Annotated in this window: 17 protein-coding genes; 4 read left to right on the forward strand and 13 right to left on the reverse strand. The window is 63.6% G+C overall.

From position 1 onward, the window contains the following. Window positions 1-21: 21 nt before the first annotated feature. Together hutC and NL528_RS32105 are read right to left on the reverse strand one after the other, a co-directional pair. Window positions 22-762 carry a histidine utilization repressor gene (hutC, locus tag NL528_RS32100; protein WP_309178389.1) on the reverse strand — a complete coding sequence of 247 codons (741 nt, stop codon included), beginning with the start codon at window positions 760-762 and terminating at the stop codon, window positions 22-24. Further along, window positions 759-2,120 carry a formimidoylglutamate deiminase gene (locus tag NL528_RS32105; RefSeq protein WP_309178390.1) on the reverse strand — a complete coding sequence of 454 codons (1,362 nt, stop codon included), beginning with the start codon at window positions 2,118-2,120 and terminating at the stop codon, window positions 759-761. Before NL528_RS32105 ends, hutC begins: the two co-directional genes overlap by 4 nt. 112 nt (window positions 2,121-2,232) lie before the next feature. On the opposite strand from NL528_RS32105, the gene hutI reads away from it, so the two are divergent. The 3 genes from hutI to NL528_RS32120 are packed head-to-tail and all read left to right on the forward strand — an operon-like array spanning window position 2,233 to window position 5,763. Next, complete coding sequence (gene hutI, locus NL528_RS32110; protein ID WP_309178391.1) at window positions 2,233-3,471, forward strand: imidazolonepropionase; 1,239 nt, start codon at window positions 2,233-2,235, stop codon at window positions 3,469-3,471. 25 nt (window positions 3,472-3,496) lie between these two features. Continuing rightward, window positions 3,497-5,161: a urocanate hydratase gene (gene hutU / locus NL528_RS32115; RefSeq protein WP_309178392.1), complete on the forward strand. Its 1,665-nt coding sequence runs from the start codon at window positions 3,497-3,499 to the stop codon at window positions 5,159-5,161. A gap of 14 nt (window positions 5,162-5,175) precedes the next feature. Then, window positions 5,176-5,763 carry a HutD family protein gene (locus NL528_RS32120; protein ID WP_309178393.1) on the forward strand — a complete coding sequence of 196 codons (588 nt, stop codon included), beginning with the start codon at window positions 5,176-5,178 and terminating at the stop codon, window positions 5,761-5,763. A 9-nt stretch (window positions 5,764-5,772) separates the two neighbouring features. Here the strand turns inward: NL528_RS32120 and NL528_RS32125 are convergent, their stop codons facing one another. From NL528_RS32125 to NL528_RS32145, 5 genes are all read right to left on the reverse strand, one after another. Beyond that, window positions 5,773-6,585: a PhnD/SsuA/transferrin family substrate-binding protein gene (locus NL528_RS32125; RefSeq protein ID WP_309178394.1), complete on the reverse strand. Its 813-nt coding sequence runs from the start codon at window positions 6,583-6,585 to the stop codon at window positions 5,773-5,775. Between the two features lie 12 nt (window positions 6,586-6,597). Beyond that, window positions 6,598-7,599, reverse strand: a complete 1,002-nt coding sequence (locus NL528_RS32130; protein ID WP_309178396.1) for an ornithine cyclodeaminase family protein — start codon at window positions 7,597-7,599, stop codon at window positions 6,598-6,600. Between the two features lie 152 nt (window positions 7,600-7,751). Next, a complete protein-coding gene (locus NL528_RS32135) occupies window positions 7,752-9,410 on the reverse strand; it encodes a urocanate hydratase (protein WP_309178398.1) in 1,659 nt (552 codons plus the stop codon). Between the two features lie 2 nt (window positions 9,411-9,412). Then, window positions 9,413-10,018, reverse strand: coding sequence for a glutathione S-transferase family protein (locus NL528_RS32140; RefSeq protein ID WP_309178399.1), 606 nt, complete (start codon window positions 10,016-10,018; stop codon window positions 9,413-9,415). A gap of 19 nt (window positions 10,019-10,037) precedes the next feature. Then, entirely contained in the window at window positions 10,038-11,105 is a 1,068-nt protein-coding gene (locus NL528_RS32145; RefSeq protein ID WP_309178400.1) for a DUF917 family protein, read from the reverse strand. A 151-nt stretch (window positions 11,106-11,256) separates the two neighbouring features. Here NL528_RS32145 and NL528_RS32150 point away from each other — a divergent pair, with 151 nt between their 5' ends. After that, the gene (locus NL528_RS32150; protein WP_309178401.1) at window positions 11,257-12,414 is read left to right on the forward strand and encodes an IS630 family transposase; all 1,158 of its coding nucleotides are present in this window, start codon (window positions 11,257-11,259) and stop codon (window positions 12,412-12,414) included. 27 nt (window positions 12,415-12,441) lie between these two features. On the opposite strand, the gene NL528_RS32155 is transcribed toward NL528_RS32150, so the two are convergent. Genes NL528_RS32155 through NL528_RS32180 form a run of 6 tightly spaced genes read right to left on the reverse strand, consistent with a single transcriptional unit; the run spans window position 12,442 to window position 18,416 of the window. Next, window positions 12,442-13,155 carry an ABC transporter ATP-binding protein gene (locus tag NL528_RS32155; RefSeq protein WP_309178402.1) on the reverse strand — a complete coding sequence of 238 codons (714 nt, stop codon included), beginning with the start codon at window positions 13,153-13,155 and terminating at the stop codon, window positions 12,442-12,444. Further along, entirely contained in the window at window positions 13,142-13,909 is a 768-nt protein-coding gene (locus NL528_RS32160; RefSeq protein WP_309178403.1) for an ABC transporter ATP-binding protein, read from the reverse strand. Before NL528_RS32160 ends, NL528_RS32155 begins: the two co-directional genes overlap by 14 nt. Further along, window positions 13,906-14,754 (reverse strand): branched-chain amino acid ABC transporter permease, encoded by an 849-nt coding sequence (locus NL528_RS32165; protein WP_309178404.1) that lies wholly within the window; start codon window positions 14,752-14,754, stop codon window positions 13,906-13,908. The genes NL528_RS32160 and NL528_RS32165 overlap by 4 nt, the downstream gene beginning before the upstream one ends. Then, the gene (locus NL528_RS32170; protein ID WP_309178405.1) at window positions 14,751-15,620 is read right to left on the reverse strand and encodes a branched-chain amino acid ABC transporter permease; all 870 of its coding nucleotides are present in this window, start codon (window positions 15,618-15,620) and stop codon (window positions 14,751-14,753) included. Before NL528_RS32170 ends, NL528_RS32165 begins: the two co-directional genes overlap by 4 nt. A gap of 59 nt (window positions 15,621-15,679) precedes the next feature. Next, on the reverse strand, window positions 15,680-16,864 hold the full coding sequence (locus NL528_RS32175; protein ID WP_309178406.1) for an ABC transporter substrate-binding protein: 1,185 nt from the start codon (window positions 16,862-16,864) through the stop codon (window positions 15,680-15,682). Window positions 16,865-16,904: 40 nt separating this feature from the next. Next, window positions 16,905-18,416 (reverse strand): UbiD family decarboxylase, encoded by a 1,512-nt coding sequence (locus tag NL528_RS32180; protein ID WP_309178407.1) that lies wholly within the window; start codon window positions 18,414-18,416, stop codon window positions 16,905-16,907. Window positions 18,417-18,512: the final 96 nt, after the last annotated feature.

The following is an 18,512-nucleotide window of genomic DNA, read 5'->3' on the forward strand; positions in this document are numbered from 1 at the left end:
GCCAGGCTGCGCGGAAAGCGCTCAGCCGGTCGGCGTGAATCGCGCGATCAGATAATAGAGGTGACCGGGGTGGGTGAGCCGCACCGCTGTGATCGGCTCCCCGTTGCGCCAGGTGCGCCGCTCGATCACCAGGCACGCGGTCCCCTCCTCGATGTTGAGCTCCTTGGCGATTTTCTCATCGGCGTTGCAGGCGGTGATGCGGTGCTCGGCTTCGGTCCACGGCACATGACCGACCAGCCAGGTGTTCGGCGGTGTCTTCGAGAAATCCTCCCGCAGCGCGTCCGGCACAGCCTGCAGGTTGATCAGCCGATCTTCGAGCGCGAAGGGTTGTCCTTCGGCCTGATGCAGACAGCGCACCGCCAGCACTTGCGCGCGTCCGTCGACGCCGAGTCGGGCTTTGTCGCGCGCCGAAGCGGCGCGCTTGCCGAGATCGATCAGCCGGTAGGCATAGCGCTCCCCGCGCTTTTCGACTTCACCCTTGAGATCGGGAATCTGAAGGATGGCGGATTGCACCCGCGGCCGTGAAACGAAACTGCCGGCCCTGCGGCGACGCACCACCAGACCGGATTCGGCGAGCGCCGAAATGACCTTGTTCACGGTCATCCGCGAACAGGAATAGGTCTCCATCAGTTCATGCTCGAACGGCACCTTATGCCCAGGCGGCCAGTCGCCCGAGGTGATCTTGGCCTCGATGTCCCCGCGGATAACTTGATACAGCGCCTTGGGCGTGGTTTTCGTGGCCGGCTTGAGTTTCGCGGTCATGTCTGCAGCAACCCCTCGAGCACCCGACGAAAGCGCTCTGCGACCGCTTCCCTGCCATGATGCCGGCCGTCCTGTACCACTTTTCGGCCGCGCGCCCACACGCAATCGACCAGCGATCGGCGAGTGCCGAAGATCCAGCTGTCGAGGATTGCATCGCCGGAGCGGCCGGCTAGGGTGACACTCTGTGCGTCCAAACTGACGAAGTCGGCGACGGCACCTTCCACCAGCCCGGCAATGTTCACGCCAAGCGCTTGCGCGCCGCCGCGCATCGCGCCGTCGAACAAGGCGCGGCCCGTTGAAGCGGCGCCGCCCGACGCCATCACGTTACGCGCCCTCAGAGCGAGACGTTGCGAATATTCGAGCTGCCGCAATTCGTCGCTGAGGCCGATCAGGACATTGGAATCCGAGCCGACGCCGAACACGCCGCTACGCTTGATGAATTCGGGCGCGTCGAAGGTGCCGTCGCCGAGATTCGCCTCGGTCACCGGGCATAGTCCGGCCGCCGCGCCGCTCTCCGCAATGGAGCGGATTTCGGCAACGGTCGCATGCGTGGCATGGACGAGGCACCAGTTGCGGCCGACGGCGGCGTGGTCGAACAGCCATTCCAGTGGCCGCTGGCCGCTCCAGGCGATGCATTCATCGACTTCGCGGGTCTGTTCGGCGATATGAATATGAATCGGGTCTGATCCGGCAAGGCTCACCAGGGCCGTGAGTTCCACCGGCGTAACGGCCCGGAGCGAATGCGGTGCCATACCGGCGATTGCGCCCTCATGCCCCGCCAGAGCGCGCCGGCTTGCCTCGTGCAACCGTGCGAACCCGTCGATATCGTTGATGAAGCGCCTTTGCCCACTATCGGGAGCTCGACCACCAAATCCGGCATGCGCATAGAACACCGGTAACAACGTCAGGCCGATCCCGGTGGCCTGCGCCGCCGCGGCGATCCGTTCGGCCAATTCGGCCGGATTGCCATAAGGCGCGCCAGACACATCGTGATGGATGTAGTGAAACTCGCCGACCCGAGTAAATCCAGCCTCCAGCATCTCGACATAGGCCCGCGCCGCCACTGCCTCGATTTCCTCGGGGGTCATGCGTCCGACGAAGCGGTACATTAGCTCGCGCCAGGTCCAGAAACTGTCCGCGGATGTTCCCCTAATCTCGGCAAGACCCGCCATTCCACGCTGGAAGGCGTGACTGTGCAGATTGCAGATTCCGGAAAGCCCGATCCGGTGGCGCTCGTCGCCGGGCTCGGCCCCCGTGCCGTTCGCGATGCTCGCGATCCGGCCGTCGGCAACCGTGATCCTGACGTCGCGCGCCCAGCCCTGCGGCAACAAGGCTTCGTCGAAGAATATTCCGGCCACCCTTCACGCCTCCGAAGTCAGCGAAACGCTGGACAGGTTCGTCGCGAATATGTATAGACAAATAGGCAATCTGCCAAGCACGTTAAACGCCTCTGATGGGCCAAGGGGGTTCATGGCATCGGTCGATCACATCTGGCACGGCTGCCGTCTTGCAACGCTTTCGCCGTCACGCCAAGGCCTCGGTCTGGTCGAAGACGGCCTGATCGCCGCCGCCGATGGGCGCATTGTCTATGCAGGCCCCGCCGCGGACGCTCCGCTCTCGCTCGACGCCGAACAACGAACCAACTGCGACGGCCGCTGGATCACACCCGGGCTGGTCGACTGCCATACCCATTTGGTCTATGGCGGCAACCGCGCCCAGGAATTCGAGCAGCGCCTCGCCGGCGCGAGTTACGAGGAGATCGCGCGCGCGGGCGGCGGCATCGTCTCGACCGTGAAGGCGACGCGGCAGGCTGATACCGAACAGTTGATGGTCGCTTCGCTGCCACGGCTCGACGCGCTGATCGCCGAAGGCGTCACCACGGTCGAGATCAAATCGGGCTATGGCCTCGAACTCGACACCGAGCGGCGACAGCTACAGGCCGCGCGGAAGCTCGGAGCCAAGCGCGCGGTGTCGATCCAGACGACCTTTCTCGGCGCGCACACGGTGCCGCCCGAGATGAAGGGCAACAGCGGCGCCTATATCGACGCGGTCTGCAACGCGATGCTGCCGCAGATCGCCGCCGCGGGCCTGGCCGATGCAGTCGACGCCTTCTGCGAAGGGATCGCATTCTCGCCGGAGGAGACCGCGCGGGTATTTGCGAAAGCGCAAACACTCGGCCTGCCCGTCCGTCTTCATGCCGATCAGCTCTCGAACCTGCATGGCGCCGCGCTTGCCGCGCGCTTCGGCGCGCTTTCGGCGGATCATCTTGAATATGCCGACGACGAAGGCATCGCGGCGATGGCCCGGGCCGGCACCATTGCGGTGGTTCTGCCGGGCGCGTTCTATTTCATCCGCGAGGAGAAAGCGCCGCCGATTGAATCGATGCGGCGCCACGGCGCACGAATAGCACTCGCCACCGACAGCAATCCCGGCACCTCGCCGCTGACGTCGCTGCTGCTGGCGATGAACATGGGCGCGACGCTGTTTCGCCTTACCGTCGATGAATGCATTTCGGCCGTCACGCGGGAGGCTGCGCGCGCGCTCGGGCGCTTTGACGACATCGGAAGTCTCGAGCGTGGCAAATATTGCGATCTCGCCATCTGGAATATCGAGCGTCCGGCGGAGCTCGTCTACCGGATCGGCTTCAACCCCCTCCACGCTCGCGTCTGGCATGGCGATTCACACGCCGTGGCCGCGGGCCTCCTCTGACCTCTTCTGCAAGGATCTTTTGACCATGACCCGCATCGACAATGCCCGCGTCATTCGCGCCGCGCGCGGCAACCAGCTTTCGGCCAGATCCTGGCAAACGGAAGCTCCGATGCGCATGCTGATGAACAATCTCGATCCCGAGGTCGGGGAAAAGCCGAGCGAACTCGTCGTCTATGGCGGCATCGGGCGCGCCGCGCGCGACTGGGAAAGTTTTGATCGCATCGTCGCAACTCTGAAACGGCTCGAAGGCGATGAAACCCTGCTGGTGCAGTCGGGCAAGCCGGTCGGGGTGTTTCGCACCCATGCCGACGCGCCACGGGTGCTGATCGCCAATTCCAATCTGGTGCCGCACTGGGCCAATTGGGAGCACTTCAATCTGCTCGACCGCAAGGGCCTGATGATGTTCGGCCAGATGACGGCGGGCTCCTGGATCTACATCGGCACCCAGGGCATCGTTCAGGGCACCTACGAGACCTTCGTCGAACTTGGCCGCCAGCATTATGGCGGCAATCTCCGGGGCAAATGGTTTCTGACCGCGGGACTTGGCGGCATGGGCGGCGCCCAGCCGCTCGCGGCCGTGATGGCGGGCGCATCCTGCCTCGCCATCGAATGCCAGCCGTCGCGGATCGAAATGCGTCTGCGCACCCGCTATCTCGACCGCCAGGCTGGGAGTCTCGACGAGGCGCTGGCGATCATCGAACAGGCAGGCCGCGACGGCAAGCCGGTATCGGTCGGCCTGCTCGGCAATGCCGCCGACGTTTTTCCTGAACTGGTGCGGCGCGGCGTTCGGCCCGATGCCGTCACCGACCAGACCTCCGCGCACGATCCCGTCAACGGCTATCTGCCGAAAGGCTGGACCACCAGCGAGTGGGAATCCCGGCGCGAGACCGACCAGAAGGCGGTCGCGAGCGCCGCGCGGAAATCGATGGCGGAACACGTCCGCGCCATGCTCGATTTCCACAGAATGGGAATACCGGTCGTCGACTACGGCAACAACATCCGCCAAATGGCCTTCGAGGAAGGCGTCAAGGACGCGTTCGATTTTCCGGGTTTCGTCCCGGCCTATATCCGGCCGCTGTTTTGCCGCGGCATCGGACCGTTCCGGTGGGCGGCCTTGTCCGGCGACCCCGAAGACATCTATCGCACCGACGCCAAGGTCAAGGAGCTGCTGCCGGACAACGCCGCCTTGCATCACTGGCTCGACATGGCGCGCGAGCGCATCGCGTTCCAGGGCCTGCCGGCGCGCATTTGCTGGGTCGGTCTTGGCGATCGCCACCGGCTCGGGCTTGCCTTCAATGAAATGGTTGCGCGCGGCGAATTGAAAGCGCCGGTCGTAATCGGCCGGGATCATCTGGATTCCGGCTCGGTGGCCTCCCCCAACCGGGAGACCGAGGCGATGAAGGACGGCTCCGATGCGGTGTCCGACTGGCCGCTGCTCAATGCGCTCTTGAATTGCGCCAGCGGCGCCACCTGGGTGTCGCTGCACCATGGCGGCGGCGTCGGCATGGGCTTTTCCCAGCATTCCGGCATGGTGATCGTCTGCGACGGCACGCCGGAGGCCGCTACCCGCATCGGCCGCGTGCTGTGGAATGATCCTGCCACCGGCGTGATGCGTCACGCCGATGCCGGCTACGACCTCGCGATCGACTGCGCGCGCGCCAACAAGCTCGACCTGCCGAGCCTGCGCTGAGGAAAGACGCGCCATTGAACATCATCCGCGCCGGAAGTTGCCGCACCACGCCATGGAAGAATGGCGGCGGCTCGACGACCGAGATCGTTGCCGAGCCACCCGGCGCCTCGCTCGACGACTTCGACTGGCGCATCAGCATGGCAAGGGTCGCCACCGATGGCCCCTTCTCCGAATTTGCCGGAATCGACCGCACGCTTGCCGTCATCAACGGGAAAGGCCTGATGCTCACCATCGGAGGCAACGCACCGATCCGCCTCGAACGCGGCTCCGATCCGATCAGCTTCGCCGGTGATTTCCGGACATCGGCGCGGCTAACCGCAGGCGAGATCACCGACCTCAACGTGATGACGCGGCGGTCGCGCTTCAGCCATCGATTGCGGCGCATCGGGCAGCCCACCTCCTGCAAATGTGGCGGCAAGGAAATCGCGGTCGTGCTGTCGCTCAACGGCAGCACGACGCTGGCCTCCGACCAGGATATCGCGACGCTGGATCACGGCGATGCTGCCATCTTGAGCGGCGCACGAGAGGATTCCTTCCGGATCGTGCCGACAAGATCGAGCGATTGCTATCTGGTGCTCTTGCACGAACATCAGGCGACTTAAGCTACGCGGTCAACCAGGCTCGCCATACTCTGCCGCGCGGGCTTCGGCGTCCCACCGCATCATCAGTTCGTAGTCTTCGGTGTCGACCGGAGCAAATGCCTCAAGGCAAAGCCGATCCCTCAAATCGGCGCAGGCCGGCGCGTCCGCGAAGGTCGCCAGCGCAGCCTGCAGCGCCGACACGGTTTCGACGGGACAGTCCGGTGCCGCGACGAGAAACGGAATCGGCGCAGGATCGGTGGTCGCGACGATCCTGATCCGGGCCGCCAGATCCGGCTCGTGATGCAGCATCAAGCCCAGCGCGTAGCTATCGAGCGGGCCGACGTCGATATCGCAGGCGAGAAGGGCCTCGATGACCCGGCGCGGCGTGAACAGCGGGCCGACGCTTTCGCGGTAAAGGCGCCCCCCGCGCGCGGAATGATACGGCAGCAAATGATGCCGCAGCGCGTTATAGCCGGAATGGGAATCCTCGACCGTATATCCTAGCCGGCCGCCAAACGTGTCCTCGAGCGAATAGAACCTCGAATCCGCGCGCACCACGAGGCGCGTGGCGTAGATCGGTTTTCCAGGAACAGGCGCGCCCGCGGGAACGGGGGCTGCGACCGGCTGCGGCCTCACCGCTGCAAGCGCATAGGGAAAGCCGCACATGAAGCCGCAGGCGAGATCGGCACGCGTCCAGAGTTCGGCAAGCGGCAATGGAAACGCATGGTCGATCGCGCGCAAATCGACGTGCGATTCCCGCGCCAGCCAGCCGAACAGCTCTTTCCATGCCGATGCCGCCGCCGGATTGACCGAATACATTCGTGCATTCGCGACGTACGGCATCGGCATTGTTCCTCAGGCAAAGCGAAGACGCTGTCCGATCCCCAGACGTTGGGATTTCTCCAGCATCGCATGGCCAAGCGCGATATCGGACAGCGACAGTCCGCGATGCCAGAACAGATTGGTTTCGTCGTCGGTCTGCCGTCCCGGTTTCAGACCGGCCACGATCTGTCCGAGTTCAGCGTGAAGCGTCTTTTCGGACAGCTTTCCCGCCTCGACATGGGCGCGCAGGCTGCCGAACTTTCCGCCCTTGCACTGGCCCCAGTCGTCGACCACCAGCTTCGCCATGATGTCGGTGAGCGACAGCTCGATCGCGCTCATCGTCCCATAGGGAACCACAAAGGCCCCCTTCTTGATCCAGGAGGTCTTCAGCATCGGCGTCGGCTTGTCGAGCCGTGAAGCCTCGACCACGATGTCGGCGCCCTCGACGCAGCTCTGCCAGTCTTCGGTGGCAACAACCTTCTTGCCGAGATCGCGGCTCAGCCGCTCCGCAAAGCTGTTGCGGCTCTCTTCTCGCCGGGAGTGAACGCGGATCTCGTCGAAATCGAACAGATGGTTGAGTAGCCGCACGTTCCAGTAGGCGGTGCCCCGCGCACCGATATGGCCGAGGATCTTCGAGTTCTTCCGCGCGAGATGTTTGGCGCCGATCGCGGTCACCGCGCCGGTGCGCATGTCGGTGATGCCGCTGGCATCGAGGATGGCCTTCGGCGCCCCGGTGCGCGGGTCGAACAAAGCGAGGATCGCAAGTTCGGAGGGAAAGCCGAGCTTGTAGTTGTCGACGAAGTCGCCGACAATCTTGACGCCTGCGGAATCGATTGGCGGCTTGATGGCGCCGCGCAGCACGTTGAAATGGCCGTTGGCAACCCCGGGTTCGAGATGAACGCGCGGCTCGATCACCGTTTCGCCCCTGCCCTGACTGGCAAGGCTTGCTTCGATGGCCGACAGGATTTCCTCGTCGGTGATCTTGAGTTCGTCGATATCGAGGCGGTTGAGATAGGCGATGTAGATCGGCGGCAAGATTGAACCTCCTCGACAGGGCGACCGCGGTCGCCCTCCGGCGCGCGACCAAGGCCGGGACGCCGCGGGCAAGTCGCGGGCCGACTTAATATGTCTATACATTATTGAGGGGCTTGGGAAAGTCAACCGGTCCGACAAGCCAGACTGGTTGCCTAGGATGCAAGGCCGGGCGGAACCGTCGCGGCGAGCCCCGAACGCTCGGCCTGCTCGATCGCGATATCGTAGCCGGCGTCGGCATGACGCAACACGCCGATGCCGGGATCGCCGTCGAGCACACGCTTGAGCCGCTCGGCGGTCGCCGGATTTCCGTCGGCCACGATCGTGACGCCGGCGCTGACGCCGCGTCCGCCGAGGCCATGGATCGCCACGAGGTCGGCACCGGACGAGCAATTCAACAGCGCATTGAGGATAGGCCAGTCCGCGATCGCGTCGGAGCCGTCCTTCATGTTCTCGGTTTCCCGGTGCGGAAGCGCGGCCGAGCCGGAATCGAGATGATCCCGGGTGAAGGCGACCGGCGCGGAAATCCGGCCGCTCGCTACGGCTTCGTTGACCAGCGAGGCTAGACGGCTGCGCTCGCCATAGCCGAGCCAACCGATCCGCGCCGGCAGCCCGGTGAATTTGACATGTTCGCGCGCCTTCCCGATCCAGGACGAGATCGGATGGTTGGACGAGAATGTATCCAGAATCATCTCGTCGATGGTGTAAATGTCCTGTGGATCGCCCGAAACCGCGATCCAGCGAAACGGTCCGATGCCCTGACAGAACAGCGGGCGGATATAGAGGTCGACAAAAGACCGCATCCGAAATGCGTCTTCCACGCCGGCGGATTTCGCCTCGGCGCGCAGGCTGTTGCCGTATTCGAACACAATCGCGCCACGGTCCATGAACCCCAGCATCGCCCGAAGATGCGCGGCTACGGATTGCCGCGCCAGCGCCATCAGTTTTTGCGGATCGCTGGTCCGCATGGCGCGGGCCTGTTCGAGCGACAATTCCGCCGGCACGTAACCCTTCAGAGGATCGGGAAAGGTCTGGTCGGTGACGATGTCGGGCAGGATGCCGCGTTGGGCCAGTTCTGGTAGTACGACCGCTGAGTTGGCGCAAAGCGCCAGCGCCAGTGGACGCCGCTCGTCGCGCGCGGCCTGCCATTGCGCGATCGCATCGTCGAGATCATCGGTGGTGGCATCGCAATAGCCGGAGGCAATACGGCGGTCGATGCGGGCCTGATCGACCTCGATCACCAGCGTCGATGCTCCGGCGAGCTTTCCGGCCAGCGGCTGCGCGCCGCTCATGCCGCCGCATCCCGACGTGAGGAGCAAGCGGCCGGCCAGGGTGCCGCCGAAATGCTGGCGCGCGATCGCCATGAAGGTCTCGAACGTACCCTGCAGGATGCCCTGGCTGCCGATATATTGCCAGGCCGCCGCCGTCATGCCGGGATAGACGGTGAGACCCATGTCGTCGAGCTTGCGGCGGCTCTCCTCGCCGCTCCACTCACCCACGATATTGCCGTTGGCCATGATCACGAGCGGCGTCGTGGACTGACCCGGAAAGACGCCGACCGGCTTGCCCGACTGCATGACAAACGTCTGGTCTTCACGCATCGACGCCAGCGTCGCAACAATACGATCAAAACTCTTCCAGTCGCGCGCCGCGCGTGCAATCGACATGTAGATCACGAGATTGTCGGGATCCTCGCCGTTCTCGAGATTGTTCTCCAGCAGGCGCAGGATCGCCTCCTGCCGCCAGCCCTTGCAGCGCAAGACGTTGCCACGTCCCGCCTTGACCTCTGTGCCGCGGCGGATGGGAATGTTCATCGTCAGGCCTCCTCAACCAGAGGGATCCAGCCGGGCTGGGCCTTGACGCGCGCGAGCCAGGCGCGGATCGCCGGAAATCTTTCCATATCGTAGCCGCCTTCGCCCGCCATCGAGACGTAGCCGAACATGCCGATGTCGGCGATGGTGTAGCGATTGTCGACAAGCCAATCGTGCCTGGCAAGCCAATCGTCGACCTTGGCCAGCGCCACATAGGCGCCTTCCTGAAAATCGGCGATGCGGCCTTTCATCTGATCAGCGATGCCGCGCATATGGTAGAATCGCGGCAGCGCCAGCGCGCGTAGCAAATCCGCCTGCTCGAACGTCAGCCAGCTCGTGACTTCGGCACGGAGATAGCGATCGTCTGGCAGCAGCCGCGAGCCGTCCGCCAGATAGAGCATGATCGCCGCCGACTCCACGATAGTGCGGCCGCCCTCGAGTTCGAGCACGGGCACGCGCGCGAAGCGGCTCTTGGCGCGGAACGCCGGATCGCTGGTTGCGCCCTTGGCGAGATCGAGGGTGACACGCTCGAAAGGGATGCCAAGTTGCGTGAGCAGGATGCGCACTTTCCAGGCGTTGCCGGACAACCGGCTGTCGTAGAGACGCAGCATGGCTAACTTGGCCTTTCCTTCAGAGATAGGATCGCATGTCGACACCCATGGCCTTCTCGACCTCGGGGAACACGGCTGGGTCGAGCGCGCCCTTGCCGACCGGGAATTTCGACCGGTGCGCGATGATGACGGCGACGCGGCTGCCGGGCCTGGATTCCGAAATCGACACCACCTCCCCGGTTAACGGATCCAGCGTTCCGATCATGTCGGGGAAAGTCGCCACGCGCTTGCCGGCGAAATCAGCGGTCATGAACTCGTTGTAGACGCCGAGCACCGCTTCGCCGTTCTTGCCGCGCACGGTCATCTGGCCGAGATCGAAGCCGCCGCCATAGGTCACGCTATTTTCCGTGACCTCGCCGTCGACCAGCAGCTCGCCGCCGAGGAATTCGACCGTCGCGCGAACGCGATCGGCGCCGCTGGCCGCCAGCATGGCGCGGCCGAGATCGAGCTGGAAGGTGATGGAGCCCGGAGCGCCATTCTCCCCGATGAATCCCGCCGTCAACGGACCCCGCGCGGCATAGATCAATCCGCCATTGATCACCGCCGCCTGTCGCATCACGTTGGAAGTGCGGACAATGTCGCCTTCCACCTCGATGGCGAATTCCGAGTTCTCGGCCTTGCTGCCGCTGCTCGCGACCTGGGTGATGGAAAGATCGAGCCGCGACGCTAGTCCCATGCCGCCCATTTTCACAGTTGGATGACCGCGCCCATTCGAGGCCGCATCGATATAGTCGAGCCCGAGCGCGGCGGCGACGAGCCAGGCATTGAAGCCCGGCACATGGCCGCAGATGACGCCGACCGGCGGCTTGTCCAGTTTCTCGATCAGCCGCCGTGCCGCATTGATGGAGTCGCGAGGCTTGATTTGCCAGTTCGCAAAACCCGGCGCGCCGACCGCGGTTGCGGTGATGATGGTTGCGTCAGGCGCCAACTCGTTGAGCGCGACCAGACGGACGCCGCCATAGTCCAGCGCCATGCGGCCGAGCCCGCGATTTTTGGCGACCGCATTCCTGCCGCTGCCGCCCGCCGAGAGCAACAATCCCCCGACAAGCCCCGCTTCCACATCGTCCACCGTCAGCATTCGCGCCATTGCTTTATCCTCCGGCCTCAAGGCCGCGCTTTCACATTCGATGACTAGACGACCGATTCCATGAAACCGGCATCGATGAAGCGCGAACCATGGAACCGGAAGGATGTTGGCGGATTCCTCGTTTGAGAAGAGCTGAACGAGGAGAGACATCATGGCGACATGGCGACAAGCGCTTGAGGTGGCGATGACGGATGAGGAGGTCGCGCGGTTGGTGGCCCTTTCGCGGTCTCGAACCGAGCCGGCGAGCCGGGTGGAGCGTGCGCAAATGCTTCTGGCTTATCGCGAGAACCCATCTTTTTTTGCCGTGGGACAACGGTTGGGCGTGCATCATCAGACGGTCCAACGCTGCATCGAGCGGGCACTGGCCTATGGGCCATTGATGGCGCTTGATGATCGCCCCCGACCGGGCAAGGAGCCATCGATTACGCCGGAGGCCAAGGCCTGGCTGGTGTCGTTGGCCTGTGACAAGGCCAAGGATCACGGCTATCCGCACGAGTTGTGGACGACGCGTCTGCTGGCGCGCCATGCGCGCAAACACGGGGCGGCGGCGGGGCACGGATGTCTCGCCAATCTTGTCCAAGGCACGGTATGCAAGATTCTGGGCCAGGAGGAAGTCAAGCCGCATAAGGTGCGTTACTATCTGGAACGCCGCGATGCCGAGTTCGAGCAGAAGATGGCGGAGGTTCTGTGCGTCTATCGCGAGGTTCAGGTCCTGAAAAAGGCCGCGGCCAAGGCGAAGAGCAAGCCTAAGAAACCGGGCAAACCGGTAGCGATCGTCTCCTACGATGAGAAGCCGGGAATCCAGGCGATCGCGACCACATCGCCGGATTTGCCGCCGGTGCCTGGCACCTACGCGACATTCTCGCGCGATCATGAGTACAAGCGCCATGGCACGCTCAGCCTGCTGGCTGGGATTGACCTGCTCACCGGCAAGGTCCACGCCCTGGTCAAAGACCGCCACCGCAGTCGCGAGTTCATTGAATTCCTCAAACTTCTCAATGCCGCTTACCCGGCCGGTACGGCGATCAAGCTGATCCTGGACAACCACTCGGCACATATCTCCCGAGAAACCCAAGCTTGGCTCGCTACTCAACCGAGCGGCCGCTTCGCGTTCACCTTCACGCCCAAACACGGCTCGTGGCTCAACCTCATCGAGGGCTTCTTCTCCAAGTTCGCCCGCTCCGTCCTGCGCCACATCCGCGTAGCATCAAAACAGGAACTCAAGGAACGCATCATGCTCGGCATCAAGGACGTCAATCGGCATCCGGTTATCCATACTTGGTCTTACAAACTCGCCGAGGCCGCCTGATATGATTCGAACCAAGGAAACGCTGACCTAGACAGACTCGTTGACACCAAGGAAGGTTGCGAACATCGAGCCTGCCGCTTTCGCCTCCGTCGCCGTGCCCTGATAGACCTGCACGCCCGACGACAGCACGCAGACCTGGTCCGCCACATCAAGCGCGCGCGCCGTGTTCTGCTCGACCAGAACGATCGTCATGCCCTCGCGCTTCAACTGCAGCAACGCGGCGAGGCAGAGATCGACCATTTTCGGCATCAGTCCGAGCGATAACTCGTCGACCAGCAGCAAGCGAGGTTCGGCCATCAGCGCGCGGCCGATCGCCAGCATCTGTTGCTCGCCGCCTGACAGCGAGGCTGCAAGCTGGGTTCGCCGCTCAAACAGCCGTGGAAAATAGCTGAACACGCGGTCACGCTTGACGGCGTCCCGGGCGATCGGACGCGCATAACCGCCGGCCGTCAAATTCTCGTCGACGGTGAGATCGGAAAACAGCTGCCGCCCTTCCGGCACCAGAGAAATCCCGAGACCGACGCGGTCGATGGCGCGGCGGCGCGTGATGTCTTCGCCTTCGAGGAAGATGCGGCCACCGTGGACGTCGACATGGCCCATGATCGCCATGATGGTCGAGGTCTTGCCGGCGCCATTGGGACCGAGCAACGCGAACACTGAGGCTGACGGAACCTCGAATGACACATTGTGCACGGCCTCGACCGAGCCGTAGCCGCAGTTGACGTTCTCAAGCTTCAGCATGGCTTGCCATCCCTCCACCGACGTAGGCGTCATGTACGACAGGGTCGGCCATGACTGCGCGCGGCTCGCCGTCCCCGATCACCCGTCCATTGTTCAGGACGATCAGGCGCCGGCAGATCCGCATGACCTCTTCCAGATTGTGCTCCACCAGGACCACGGTGATACCGCGGGCATGAACCTCGGCGATGGTCTCGACCTGCTTCGATGCCTCGGTATGGTTGAGTCCGGCCAAGGGTTCGTCGAGCAGGATCACCCGCGGCTCGACCGCGAGCGCGCGTGCGACCTCCAACCGTTTCATTTGGCCGAGCGGCAACGAGCCCGCGAGCTTGCTTTCCGTTCCCGCCAAACCAACCTGCGCCAGAATGTGTGCGGCGCGCTCATATTCGCTTCGCCTATTGAGATGCATCAAGGCACGCAATGGCGACGATGTAAGGCGATATCCGGCGCCGAGCGCGACGTTATCCAGCACGGTCATTTCGCGAAACGGCCGTACGATCTGGTGCGTCAACGCGATGCGCCGGCGCACCCGCGCCGCGGTCGCGTCCTTTGTCACGTCGACGCCCGAAATCCATACCCGCCCCCGGTCCGGATGCAACAAGCCGGCAACGACCCTGATCAGCGTGGTCTTTCCGGCGCCATTGGGCCCGATCAACCCGACGAAATCACCTTCCTCGATCGCGAACGACACGCCATCAATGGCCCGAACGCCACCGAACCGGATCGCCACATCCTCAAGCCCGAGCGCCGCACTCATGACCGCCTCACCGCGAGGAAGAGGTTTTGCACCATTGCCGTCAGCCCTCCCGGCGCCAGGCGGATCACCAACACCAGCAGGCCGCCGAACACCAGCAGACGATAGTCGTTCACGAAGCGGATCGCCTCGGGCAACAGGGTCAGGCCGACGGCAGCAACCACAACGCCCCATGTCGATCCGATACCGCCGATCACGACCATTGCCATCAGCATGACAGAGAATATGAAGTCGAAGGCATCCACCGTGATGAATTGGGTGAAAAACGTGTAGAGCCCTCCAGCAAGACCGGCGAGCGCCGTTCCGATGCCGAAGGCGGCGAGCTTGTAGGCGCCGGAATTGATACCAAGCGTGGCCGCCGCGCCTTCGTCTTCGCCGACGGCGCGGAACGCAAAGCCCATCCAGGACCGGCTGATATAAAGGCTCAGCGCAATGGTCGCCGCTGCGAACAGCAGGATCATCACCATGTTGCCGGCCGCGCCGAGACCGGTCGGCGGAATGCCGCTGATCCCCATCTCGCCACCGAGCCAGGTCTGCTTGCGGACGAAACCAACGAACAGGAAATTGACGCCGATCGTGGTGACCGCGAGAAAATCCGTGCGCACGCGCAGCGAGGCGAATCCGACGATGACCCCGAGCAGGCTCCCGGTGATCAGCGCCGCTACGATCGCCAGCGGAACGCCACCTTTTCCGGTCATCGTCAGCGCCGCAGCATAGGCACCGGCGCCGAAAAAGGCGCCGTGGCCGAGACTGATCTGTCCGCAGAAACCGCTGATCATGTTCAGGCTGACGGCCAGAATGACATTGATGCCGATGATCGAGATGATGCTGATTTCGTAAGCGCTCATGCCGTGCGCGCTCCGGTGAACCCTTGCGGCCGGATCATCAGGAGCACGATGAGGGCGAGGAATGCGATCGCGTCGCGATCGAGCCAGGCGCCAATAAAGATGGTGCCATAAGCTTCGACTAGGCCCAGCACCAGGCTTGCGATCAGGGTGCCGCGCACGCTGCCGAGGCCACCGAGAACGATGATGGCGAGCGCCTTGTAGCTCACGACGAAACCGATACCGGGGTCGACCAGATTGTTCAGCTCCGCCACCAGCCCGCCGGCGACCGCCGCCAGCGCCGATCCAACCGCAAAATTGAGATAGCGGACCTTGATTGGATCGATCCCGAAACTCGCGGCGATCTGCGGCCTGGAGACGGTGGCGCGCCAGCCGATTCCGATCCGGGTTCGCGTCGTGAACAGATGCAGCCCGGTGAACACCACGGCGGCCGTCATCACGATCGCGATCTGCACCGCGCTGACGGTGACGCCGGAAAAATTGAAGGTCGTAAAAGCGAAAGCGTTCCGGTGAAACGTAATGCCCTGTTCGCCGAACACGATGCGGAATGCGTCCTGCATCAAGACCAGCAATCCGACCGAAGCGATCATGGGGACGTCCGGCCGGTATTTCAGCAGCGGCTCGTACAGCAGGCGATAAATCGCGATGCCGAACAGCGGGGTCACAATGACGGCCGCGAGAAAGCCGAGCAAGATGCTGCCGGTCGCGTTGCCGACGAGAACCGTTACATAGGCCCCGAGCGCGAATACGGCGGCATGCGCCACGTGCAGGATGCGCAGCAGGCCGTACACAAGGGTCAGGCCGACCGACATCATGGCATACATGCAGCCGAAGCTGATGCCGGTTACGGCCAGATCGATGTAGTACACCGGATTATCCTTTGCCGCGGGTGGCGCAAGCCGTCTCTGCCGTCGCCACCCGCATCCGTCTATTTCTCGGGCGGCGCGAAGGCGGCGAGGTCGGTGATCACGCCTGCCGGTGTGAACTTGCCGTCCTTGATCACGTTGACGCTGATCGGCATCACGATCTCATGCAGGCTGTTGAAGCCGTTGAGATTGCCCTCCAGCATCGGGAAGTCCTTGGTCGCCGCGAGCGCATCGCGCACCTTGGCCGGATCGGCGCTGTTGGCGCGCTTGATGCCGTCGGCCATCAGCTTCACCGCCGAGTAAGTTACGGCGGCGACCCCCTCCGGCGAATAGCCGGCGCGGTTCTTGAATTCGGTGAAGAACTTCTGCAGCGTCGCGTCCTTCCGGTCGCGGTCGAAGCTGTCCATGATGTAGGTCCCTTCGGCGGCCGGCCCGGCGATCTCGACGAACTTCTCGGAATCGAACGCCTGCGAGCCGACGATCGGCACGGTGATGCCGGCGGCGCGGAGCTGGGCAACCAGCGGACCGGCGGTGAAGAAGTAGCCGGTCGCGTAGACCGCGTCTGGATTGTCTCGCTTCACGCTTGCGACGATTGAGCCGAACTGGCGGTCCTTGAGCGAATAGCTATATTTGTTGAGGACCTCGATGCCGTATTTGCCGGACGCCTCCAAGAATCCGTCCATCGTCGCCTGCCCGTAATCATTATCCATCGTGATGGTGGATACTTTTTTGATTCCGAGGTTCTTGCCGATGTAAAGCGCGGTCGCCGCGCCCTGGGGCGGACCGAGATGGACGAGGCGAAACATGTAGTCTCCGGCGCGGGTGATGTCTGGATGCACGCCGTAGGCCGAAATCATGACGACGCCGGCTTTCTGGAACACCGGTGCCGCCGCGCGGCCCGACGCCGAATAGCTGCCATTGACCACCAGCTTGACGCTGTCTTCGCCGATCAATTTGTTGGCGGTGAAGATCGCCTGGTCGGATTTGGCCTGGTCGTCATAGGTGACGAGTTCGACTTTCTGGCCGAGCACCCCGCCGGCGGCGTTGATGTCCTCGACCGCCATGGTGGCTGCGATCTGCGCCGATTTGCCGTCGGTCGCCGAGGGTCCCGTCAGCGGCACCTGGAAGCCGATCTTGATGTCGGCGTGCGCCGGCATCACTGCGGCAAGCCCAAGGATCAGGACGCCGGTGAAACCGATAACCAATTTCCTGTTCCGCGCCGGCGTTTTGGGGTTCTGGTTCAACATGGCTTTCTCCAGTGAAAGGGTATTGGTCTCGTCACGCAGCCTAGGCAAGCCGATTTTCGCGCAGTATTTCGCGGGCACGCGCCAGCGCCGACTGCGGCGGCCGCGCCAATTCCCAGTCGGGCCGGTCGTCCTCTTTGCGCGTCGCATCGATGCCGAGCTTGCCGATAGTGCCTCCGCGTTCGAGCGGCTCGGAACGATCGGCGCGAACGCCGGGGATGATGACAAAATCGCGTTCCGGCTTGCTACGCGTCGCCTGCGCCCATTCCACTTCAAGCGGATCCCAGGGATCGATGTCGTCATCGACCATGATCACCTGCTTGATCAGGTTGACGGCAGCCCAGACGGCGAACATCGCCTTGCGTGCCTCGCCCGGACGCGGCGCGTGCAGCGCGACCACGGCATGCAGGCGGCCAGCCCCGCCGAGGCCGACGGCCACATTGGAAACCGAGGAGACGGCACCGCGGATGGCGCGCGCCAGGCCGGCAGCGATCGCGACGCCGCCAAGCAGGCAATGCTCGCGATGGTAACCCGGCAGGATGATCTGGAAGATTGAGTCCCGGCGGCGGGTCAATCGCGAAAACGTCGCGACGACACCGGCGCCGTAATTTTCATACATACCGTGGAATTCGCTGACCGGTCCCTCGGTGAAGGGTTCACCGGCATCGAGGCTGCCCTCCAGCACGCATTCGCAATGCGCCGGGACCAGAAGACCGGACCCGGCGCAGCGCACCACTTCGAGCGGCTCCCCCAGCAGCGCGCCGGCGATCGGAAGTTCATCCTCGCCAAGCCCGAGATAAAGACAGGCCGCCACCAGAACCGCGGGATGATTTCCAACGCAGACCGCGATATCCAGTTTTTCGCCGCGTGCGTGAGCCGCCCGCGCCAAAACCGCGAGATGGTGGTTGGGCGCGATGCCGACGAAGGCGCGGTTCCCACCCAGCGGCATCAAGCGCGCGATCGACAGGTTGGTGTGGCCGGTGACCCGGTCCTTCGCGACGATGGCGCCGGCTGTGACATAAGCCCCGCCCTCCTTTTCGAAGAAGCGCGGGATCGGCAATTCGTCCGCCAGCGACGGACCCGCAATGATCTCCTGCTGGCAGGGACCGGACGGCAGCACGCGATGTGATAGAGGCTTTTCGATCGCCGCCAGCAACGACGCCTGAATTTGGTCGACGGTGGTGCCCAGTCCGAGGGCAAACCGTGGCAGTGAATTAAGCAGATTGCCTACCACCGGCATCGTAACTGCGCCGGAAGCGGCTTCGACATTGGTAAAATGCAGCGCCGGGCCGCTGTCGATCTCCGCAAGGCACCCGGCAATTTCATAGTCCAGCTGTATCGGCTGTGCGATCGACGCGAGTTCGCCGGCCCCGCGCAGGGCGGACAGGAAGGCGCGCATCGACTGGCGGGAATGCGTCGCCTCGCTGTTGATGGCATCTTTGGCGTGCACGTCTGCCTGACCCCCGCGAAACATATCTGCGAGCAACCCCGGATTCGTCGATCCGGAAGCGGATTGCCGCATCAGGATCATATCGACCATTGCGGCCCGGTCCATGTCTACCTGCGGCGAATCAGGGCATAGGCAAAAACGAAAGGCCTGGTGACGAAGCGACGCGCAGGGAATATGATGTGCCACAACCCCGCGAGATCC

It is taken from the genome of Bradyrhizobium sp. Ash2021, from assembly GCF_031202265.1.
Classification (GTDB): Bacteria; Pseudomonadota; Alphaproteobacteria; order Rhizobiales; family Xanthobacteraceae; genus Bradyrhizobium.